The organism is Segeticoccus rhizosphaerae (assembly GCF_009192725.1).
GTDB lineage: Bacteria > Actinomycetota > Actinomycetes > Actinomycetales > Dermatophilaceae > Segeticoccus > Segeticoccus rhizosphaerae.
Genome location: NZ_VOHR01000180.1, coordinates 1 through 8,031 on the forward strand (window position 1 = coordinate 1; position 8,031 = coordinate 8,031).

Annotated in this window: 8 protein-coding genes and 1 pseudogene; 4 read left to right on the top strand and 5 right to left on the bottom strand. The window is 72.3% G+C overall.

Annotated features, from left to right (window positions below):
* The 3 genes from FRW57_RS13905 to FRW57_RS13915 form a co-directional block, all read right to left on the bottom strand.
* Positions 1-883: phytoene/squalene synthase family protein (locus FRW57_RS13905; RefSeq protein ID WP_152186262.1), on the bottom strand; the 883-nt coding region annotated here is incomplete at its 3' end.
* Positions 874-2,376 (bottom strand): phytoene desaturase family protein, encoded by a 1,503-nt coding sequence (gene crtI, locus FRW57_RS13910; protein ID WP_152186263.1) that lies wholly within the window; start codon positions 2,374-2,376, stop codon positions 874-876. The genes crtI and FRW57_RS13905, both read right to left, overlap by 10 nt.
* Entirely contained in the window at positions 2,373-3,458 is a 1,086-nt protein-coding gene (locus tag FRW57_RS13915) for a polyprenyl synthetase family protein (protein ID WP_137121051.1), read from the bottom strand. The genes crtI and FRW57_RS13915 overlap by 4 nt, the downstream gene beginning before the upstream one ends.
* Positions 3,459-3,521: 63 nt before the next feature.
* Here FRW57_RS13915 and metF point away from each other — a divergent pair, with 63 nt between their 5' ends.
* Positions 3,522-4,460 (top strand): methylenetetrahydrofolate reductase [NAD(P)H], encoded by a 939-nt coding sequence (metF, locus tag FRW57_RS13920; RefSeq protein WP_152186264.1) that lies wholly within the window; start codon positions 3,522-3,524, stop codon positions 4,458-4,460.
* A gap of 106 nt (positions 4,461-4,566) precedes the next feature.
* Here the strand turns inward: metF and FRW57_RS13925 are convergent, their stop codons facing one another.
* Positions 4,567-5,187, bottom strand: a complete 621-nt coding sequence (locus FRW57_RS13925) for an L-threonylcarbamoyladenylate synthase (RefSeq protein ID WP_137121053.1) — start codon at positions 5,185-5,187, stop codon at positions 4,567-4,569.
* Between the two features lie 55 nt (positions 5,188-5,242).
* Here FRW57_RS13925 and FRW57_RS13930 point away from each other — a divergent pair, with 55 nt between their 5' ends.
* On the top strand, positions 5,243-6,190 hold the full coding sequence (locus FRW57_RS13930) for a threonine/serine dehydratase (RefSeq protein ID WP_238999429.1): 948 nt from the start codon (positions 5,243-5,245) through the stop codon (positions 6,188-6,190).
* 353 nt (positions 6,191-6,543) lie between these two features.
* On the opposite strand, the gene FRW57_RS13935 is transcribed toward FRW57_RS13930, so the two are convergent.
* Positions 6,544-7,053 (bottom strand): YbaK/EbsC family protein, encoded by a 510-nt coding sequence (locus FRW57_RS13935; RefSeq protein WP_137121056.1) that lies wholly within the window; start codon positions 7,051-7,053, stop codon positions 6,544-6,546.
* A 265-nt stretch (positions 7,054-7,318) separates the two neighbouring features.
* On the opposite strand from FRW57_RS13935, the gene FRW57_RS13940 reads away from it, so the two are divergent.
* Both FRW57_RS13940 and FRW57_RS13945 read left to right on the top strand, forming a co-directional pair.
* Positions 7,319-7,711: a DUF6504 family protein gene (locus tag FRW57_RS13940; protein WP_238384598.1), complete on the top strand. Its 393-nt coding sequence runs from the start codon at positions 7,319-7,321 to the stop codon at positions 7,709-7,711.
* Between the two features lie 140 nt (positions 7,712-7,851).
* A pseudogene (locus tag FRW57_RS13945) lies at positions 7,852-8,031 on the top strand (SAV_6107 family HEPN domain-containing protein); the annotation flags it as partial.

The window sequence follows — 8,031 nt, forward strand, 5'->3', positions numbered from 1 at the left end:
CACGTGCCGACCCGGCGGCGGTGGCGAGCCGCCGCCGGGTCGGCACGTGCACGCGGCCGGCGAACACGTTGTGGTCGTGCCGCTCCACCTCGTCGAGGATCCCGCCGTAGAGGCGGTAGGCCGCCTCCAGGCAGGGCCGGCTCGTGTCGGCCACCATGGCCAGACCCGGGGCCGCCTCGAGGTAGAGCTGCCTGGCGCGGTCCACCTCGAACGCCACCAGGGCCCGCACCCGTGCGTCCGGCCGGGTGCTGCGGATGGCCGCCTCGAGCAGGGCCTCCGAGACGTCGTGCGCCCGAAGGTCCTCCAGCGGCAGGTAGATGCGGCCGCGGTGGAAGTCCTCTGAGACATCCCGGATGAAGTTGGTCAGCTGGAACGCCTCGCCGAGGGCTCCCGCCCGCTGCAGCGCCTCCGGGCCGCTCGCGCCCAGGATCGGCGCCATCAGCTCGCCGATCACCGCTGCACTGCCACGCATGTAGGAGAGCAGGTCACCCCAGGTCTGGTAGCGCGAGACGGTGAGGTCCATGCTCATCGAGGCCAGGAACTCCTCGACCAGGGTCGGGTCGAGGGCGTAGGTGCGCATCGTGGACCAGGTCGCGGCCAGCAGCGGGTCGACCAGCGGATGCGGCGGCTCGGCCGCGCGCAGGGTCCGCATCGCGGTGCGTGCCCAGTCGGGTAGCGCCTGGGGATCGTGACCCGACGGGCTGTCCACGATCTCGTCCGCGGTCCGGGCGAACGCGTAGAGCGCCCAGACGTGCGGACGCACGGGTGCCGGCAGCAACCGGGTGGCCAGGTAGTAGGTGCGGCCGTGCGCTGCGTGGATCCTGCGGCAGTGCTCGTAGGCCGCGGCCAGCGCGGGGTCGTCCGGCACGGGTGTCACCGCCATGCCCGCGACCGGTAGGCCGGATCGACCCCGACGAGCCGTTCGGCGGCGAGCCGGCCGCTGATCAGCACCATCGGCACGCCGACCCCAGGCACTGTGCCGGACCCGGCGAGCACCACGTTGGCGCCGACGTGGTTGGGCAGCCGGAACGGGCCGGTCTGGCCGAAGGTGTGCGCCGCGGCGAAGGGGGTCCCGGCGGCCATCCCGCGCTCGTCCCAGTCTGCCGGAGTGATCAGCTCCTCGACCTCGATGGCGTCCGAGAACCCCGAGAAGCCTGCCCTCTCAACGGTGCTCAGCATGTGCTCACGGTAGGGGACACGCAGCCTGCCCCAGTCGAGCTGGCCCGCCGCGAGATTGGGCGCGGGGAAGAGCACGTATGCCGAGCTGTGCCCCGGGGGAGCGAGCGACGGGTCGGTGGTCGACGGCAGCGAGACGAGGAACGACGGATCACGCATGAGCCGACCGTGCTCGAGGTCCTCGAAGACACCGGACCAGGTGCGGCCGAAGGTCATCGTGTGGTGTGCCTGCGCCGGCCAGCCCGTCCGCAGCCCCGCGGCGAGCACCACGCAGGAGGGGGAGTAGCGGGTCGTCGACTCCCGAGCGGCGGGCCGCCCGAGCAGCCGGCGGGCGAGGGGGGCGTCCGGTGTCATGACCACGGCGTCCGCGCTCCACGAGCGCCCGTCGGCGGCGACGAGGCGGGAGACCCGGTTGCCCTGCCACCGCACCTGCGAGACCTCGGTGTCGTAGACGAGCTCGACACCTGCCCGCGACGCCGCCCCGGTCATGGCCGTGGGTATGGCGTGCATCCCGCCGTCGGGGTAGGAGACTCCGGCGACCAGGTCCATGTAGGAGATCACGGCGTAGAGGGCGAGGGCCCGCTGCGGCGACAGGCCGGCATACAGCGACTGGAAGGTGAAGACGCGCTGCAGCCGCTCGTCACGGAAGTAGCGCGCGACGGTGGGCGCGAGGCGCGAGAAGGCGCGCAGACCGGCGAGTCTGGCCAGGGAGGGTCTCGCGAGCCCGAGCACCGAGTCGAAGTTGCGGTCGATGAAGTCGCGGACCTCGAGTCGGTAGAGCGTGGTGATGAAGTCGACGTAGCGCTCGTAGCCACGGGCCTCGGCCGCGCCGGCGAACTCGCTGATGCGCTGCACCATCTTGTCGCGGTCGGAGGTCAGGTCCAGGGTCGTGCCGTCGGCGAACCTGGCCCGGTAGGCGGGGTCGAGACGGCGCAGCGTGACGTGGTCGCCGAGTGACTCGCCGACGGCGGCGAAGCAGTCCTCGAGCAACTCGGGCATCGTCAGCACGGTGGGGCCGCTGTCGAGGTGGTAGGTGCCGCCGCCGCCCTTGCGGACCACCCGCGCGGCTCGCCCCCCGGGGAAGGACTCTCGTTCCAGCACGGTCACCCGTCGACCCGCACCGGCCAGGTGCAGGGCGGCCGAGAGCCCGGCCAGACCCGCGCCCACGACGACGACGTGGTCGGTGGGGCCGGCGTTCACGCCGAGCGGGCGGTGGACAGGCCGATCAGCGACTCGAGGGTCGCCACACCCTCGGCGGTGAGCCCCTGGGCCGAGTGCAGGTGGTCGTGGGCCGCCTGCGCCTGCTCGGTGATCATCTGCTCCACCCGGTCGAGGGCGCCGGTCGAGCTGATCACCGCGCGCAGCTGCGCCACCTGCTCGTCATCGAGGTCGGCGACGCCGAGCAGCTTGTCGAACAAGGCGATCTCGTCGGGCTCCGCGGACGCGAGCGACTGGGCGACGAGCACCGTGCGCTTGCCTTCGCGCAGGTCGTCGCCCGCCGGTTTGCCGGTTGCCTCCGGGTCGCCGAACACGCCCAGCACGTCGTCGCGCAGCTGGAAGGCCTCACCGAGCGCGAGGCCGTAGCGCGACAGCGCTGCCAGGTCGCCCTCCTGCGCCCCGGCCGCGGTGGCGCCGATCAGCAGCGGATGCTCGACGGTGTACTTCGCGCTCTTGTAGCGGATCACGTGGCGAGCGCGCTCGACCCGTTCCTGCGCGGACAGCCCGTCCCACCCGCGGACCGACTCCAGGACGTCGAGGAACTGCCCGCCCATGAGCTGGGTGCGCATCCGGTCGAACAGCTCACGTCCGCGCGCGGTCTCGTGCGCCGGCAGCCCACTGGTGGCATACATCTCGTCGGTCCAGGTCAGGCAGAGGTCGCCGGCGAGGATGGCCCCCGCCTCGCCGTACCGCGCGGCGTTGCCCGACCAGCCCTGGGCGGCGTGGTGGGCGGCGAGGCGGCGGTGGGCGGACGGCATACCGCGACGGGTGTCGCTGCCATCCATGACGTCGTCGTGCAGCAGCGCGGCGGCCTGGAAGAACTCCATCGACGCGGCGGCCCGGATCGCCGCGTCGCTGTCCGGCCCGCCGCCGGCGCGGTAGCCCCAGTAGAAGAACGCGGCGCGCAACCGTTTGCCGCCACGCACCAGGGACGCCACCAGGTCGACGAACGGCGTCATGTCAGCGCCGATCTCGGCCAGGACCGCCTCCTGCGTCGCGATCTCGGCGTCGACCACCGCCTGCACGCGTGCGCGCAGGCGGTAGGCGTCGAGTGGGTTCGACAACGGACCTCCCGGAGGGTGACTACCTCGAGCCTACGGTGCCCGGCGTCGCCTAGGCTGACGGGTATGGCCCACGGAACCGCATCGACCATGCCGAAGGCAGCGAACGCGATGCGGTCCATCCCGCAGATGCTCGCGGGGGAGGGCACGTCCTACAGCTTCGAGTTCTTCCCTCCCAAGACCGACGACGCCGAGGTGGCGCTGTGGGAGTCGATCCGCCGGCTCGAGCGGCTGCACCCGACTTTCGTGTCGGTGACCTATGGCGCCGGTGGCACGACCCGCGACCGCACCGTGCGCATCACCGGGCGGATCGCCCGCGAGACGACCCTCACCGCGATGGCGCACCTGACTTGCGTGGGCAGCTCCGTGGCCGAGCTGCGGCAGGTCGTCGGCGAGTATGCCGGGGCCGGCATCCGTAACATCCTCGCCCTGCGCGGGGACCCGGCGGGCGGTCTGGGCACCCCGTGGACGCCGCACCCGGGGGGCCTCGACCACGCCGACGAGCTGGTCTCCCTGGTGCGCGGCCTCGGCACGTTCACCGTCGGGGTGGCGGCGTTCCCCGACCGGCACCCCGAGTCGCCGAGCCTCGAGCACGACGCCGAGGTGCTGGTGCGCAAGGCTGATGCGGGAGCCGAGTTCGCCGTGACGCAGTTCGTCTTCGACCCCGACACCTACCTGCGGTTGCGCGATCGGGTCGACGCGAGCGGCCGCACCATGCCGATCATCCCGGGGCTCATGCCGGTGACGAACTTCAGCCAGATCACCCGGATGGCCGAGCTGTCCGGGACCCCGTTGCCCGAGAACGTCATCCGCCGACTCGAGCCCGTGGCGGAGGACCGGGTGGCCCTGCGCGCGGTCGGCGTCGATATCGCGACCGAGCTCGCCTCCCGGTTGCGTGACGAGGGCGCGCCCGGCCTGCACTTCTACACGATGAACCGCTCCACCGCGACGCTCGAGGTCTACACCAACCTGGTCCCGGAAGCCGCGGGGCCGCATCACGCCTGACCGTCGTCGCGCCACGCTGGCAAAGGTGGGATGAGCGGCCGGCGCACCGGGTTCTCGGCGATGTTTGCCAGCACGGCTCGACGGGCTCGGCGGGAGCGCGCCCGGATCACTCGAACGGCGCAGGGTCGCCGGCACCGAGCCGGACGATCTCCGGGAAACCACCCGAGAAGTCCACCACCGTGGTCGGCTCGGCCCCGGTGTCGCCGGAGTCGAGCACCGCGTCGACCTGGTGGTCCAGGGTCTCCTTGATCTCCCACCCCTGCGTCATCGGCTCGTCCTCTCCCGGCAGCAGCAGCGTGCTGGACAGCAGCGGTTCGCCGAGCCCGGCCAGCAGCGCGAGGACGACGCGGTGCGAAGGGATCCGCACTCCGACCGTCTTCTTCTTCGGGTGGAGCATCCGCCGGGGGACCTCCTTGAGGGCGGGCAGGATGAAGGTGTACTGCCCTGGCGTCGTCGCCTTGATCTTGCGGAAGACCTGGTTGTCGATCTGGACGAACTGACCGAGCTGGCTGAAGTCGCGGCACATGAGGGTGAAGTGGTGCTTGCTGTCGAGCTTGCGGATCGTCCGGATGCGCTCCAGCCCGTCGCGGTTGCCGAGGGCACAGCCCAGCGCGAAGCAGGAGTCGGTGGGGTAGGCGATCAGCCCACCGGACCGGATCAGGTCCACGGTCTTGGCGATGACCCGTGGCTGGGGGTTGTCCGGGTGCACGTCGAAGTAGCGGGCCATGGGGGTCACCATAGGTGACGGTGTGCGCTCAACGCTGGCCGATACGGTGGGTCGGGTGACCGCACCGATCGACGTCCCCGCCGCCCGCTCCCGCGTTGCCGGACACGTCCGACGCACCCCGGTGATCGAGGTGGAGGGCGGCGCCTTCGGCGTCGGCGAACCGGTGGTGCTCAAGCTCGAGCTGCTGCAGCACACCGGCTCGTTCAAGGCGCGCGGTGCCTTCAACCGCATCCTGGCGGCGCAGGAGCAGGGGGAGCTGCCGGGGAGCGGCGTGATCGCGGCCTCCGGCGGCAACCACGGACTGGCCGTCGCGCACGCGGCGCGACAGCTCGGCATACCGGCCGAGGTCTTCGTCCCCGACGCCGCCAGCCGGGTCAAGGTCGAGGGCATCCGGGCCACCGGTGCCGAGGTGACCGTCACCGGAGCCCTGTATGCCGATGCGTATGCCGCGTGCGCGGCTCGCGCACGGCAGTCGGGCGCCCTCTTCGTGCACGCCTACGACCAGCCGGATGTCGTGGCAGGACAAGGCACGGTCGGGTCCGAGCTGCTCGAGCAGGTGCCGGACCTCGACACCGTGCTGGTGGCCGTCGGCGGTGGTGGGTTGTCGGCCGGTGTGGCGGCGGCGCTCGGTGGCCGGGCCCGGGTGGTGGCGGTCGAGCCTGAATCCATCCCGACGCTGCACGCGGCCCTCGAGGCCGGTGAGCCCGTGGACGTCGAGGTCTCGGGCGTCGCCTCGGATTCGTTGGGGGCAAAGCGGATCGGCGAGATCGCGTTTGGCATCCTGTCGGGGGCCGGTGTGACGAGCGTCCTCGTGAGCGACACGGCGATCATCGAAGCGCGCCAACGCCTGTGGGACCGGTTGCGTCTCGCGGCCGAGCACGGCGGCGCGACGGCCGTGGCTGCGCTGTCGGGCGGTGCCTACGCGCCACAGCCGGGGGAGCGGGTGGGGGTCGTGGTCTGCGGCGGCAACACCGACCCGGCCGGCCTGGCCGCCTCCCGATGACCGCTGACCGGTGCCTGCGGCCGCGGTGCGCGCAGCGGAGGGCCCGGCACCTCTGAGATGCCTCTGCCGGCCGTGGACGTGGACCGTGGACGTGGCCGTGGACGCCGGACCGGACGTGGGGGCAGACGCAGGGCCGGACGTGGCACGGGACCGGCACGGGTCCTCCCCTCCCAGGACCCCTGCCGTTCCCGTGCCGGCGCACACACGCCACCCCACCGTGTGGTGCGGTGCGGTCCCATGGTGGCGGATTTCGGCCGCGTCGGCATCCGCAGAGTCTCAGCCGGCGGACCGAGGTGCCCAGCCGGACCCGTTGCCCGGGCTGCGGACCGATGACCAGGCGGCGGCTCGGGTGCTCAGGCGACCTCTGCCGACTGCCCACCGGTGAGGCGGAGCAGCTCGTTGTACGACGTGGGGAACACGGCCCGGGGATGACCTGCGGCCGCCCACACCTGGCGGTAGCGGCTCAGGGCGATGTCGACGACCGTGAGCGGTGGCGTGCGGTGTGCGATGGGCGGCACCCCGCCGATGGCGAACCCGGTGTGCTCGCGGACGAAGGCGGCGTCCGCCTTGCTGATCTCGTCGAGACCGAGCGTGTCGGCGACCTGGACGATGTCGACCCGGTGGGCGCCCGAGGCGAGGACGAGCAGGGGAGCGACCTCGCCGTCCTCGAGGTGCGCCCGGAAGATCAGCGAGTTGGCGATCTGGCCGATGTCGATGCCGAGCTGGTCGGCGGCCAGGCGCGCGGTGCGGGCGTGCTCGTCGAGGATGGTCACCGCACCCCGGACCCGTTGCTCCTGCAGGACCTGGACGACGCGGAGCACGGAGGGGCTGTCACGCACCTCGAACCCTGAGGCTTCGGTCATGACGAAACGGTAGCCATGACCCGGTCCGTTTGCCCCCGAGACTCGCCATCTGGACGGCGCTGGGCCGGTCCGGGACGTGCGGGCGTCGCGGTGTGACGGCCGCGTCCGAGGTTCTCCACAGGGACTTGACGGGCTGTCGGCGCAGTGGGGTACATTCGTCCGTATCGAACAAACGTTCGAGATAGTTGGTTCGTCCGGTGTGGCGGCGGGCGCCTCGACCCCGTCCGCCGCCCTGCCGGGCGGCGAGGCCCGCGGAGGAGTGGTCATGGTGCGTCGTTACCACGAGCCGGTCGAGGTGCAGTCCCGGTCAGACGTCAGCAGCACTGGCAGCACGGGCAGTACTGGCAGCACGGGCAGCACTGTTCTGGCCGCCGCTCCCTCGGCCTTCCTCTGGCGGGGACGGCTCTACGTCGTCCGGGAGGTGCTCGACCACTGGCGTGAGCGCCGGGCGTGGTGGCGGGACGCGCTGGACCGGTCCGGGTTCGACGCCGGCTCCAGTGAGGACACGACCGGCGATGGCGTGCCCGGGCCGGACGACCTCGAGCAGGAGATCTGGCGGGTCGTGGCCAGTGCCGGACGCCACCGAGGCAGCGGGGTCTACGACCTGGCCGGAGGCGACCGAGACCAGGCCTGGCGCCTGGTCCGCGTCGCGGACTGACCGGTCTGCACCGCACCGGCCCCGCCGAGACCGCACCGACCACGCGCACGCGATCCGTCGGCGACCAACCGCCCGCAACCGACCGACCGACCGCAACCAGCCGACCGCACCAGCCATCGCCACAGACCAAGGGAGACGACGTGACCACCATCCACTCCACCGCCGCGGCACCGCAGGCCCCGGTCGCGGACACCGTGCTCGAACTGCTGGAACGCTCGCGGACGACGTTGCTGGCGGCCTGTGGGGCCGGCAGCGCGGGTGAGCGCTACGTCGATGCGCACCTGGCTGCGTTGCGGGCCGCCGCGGCCCTGCTCGCGGCC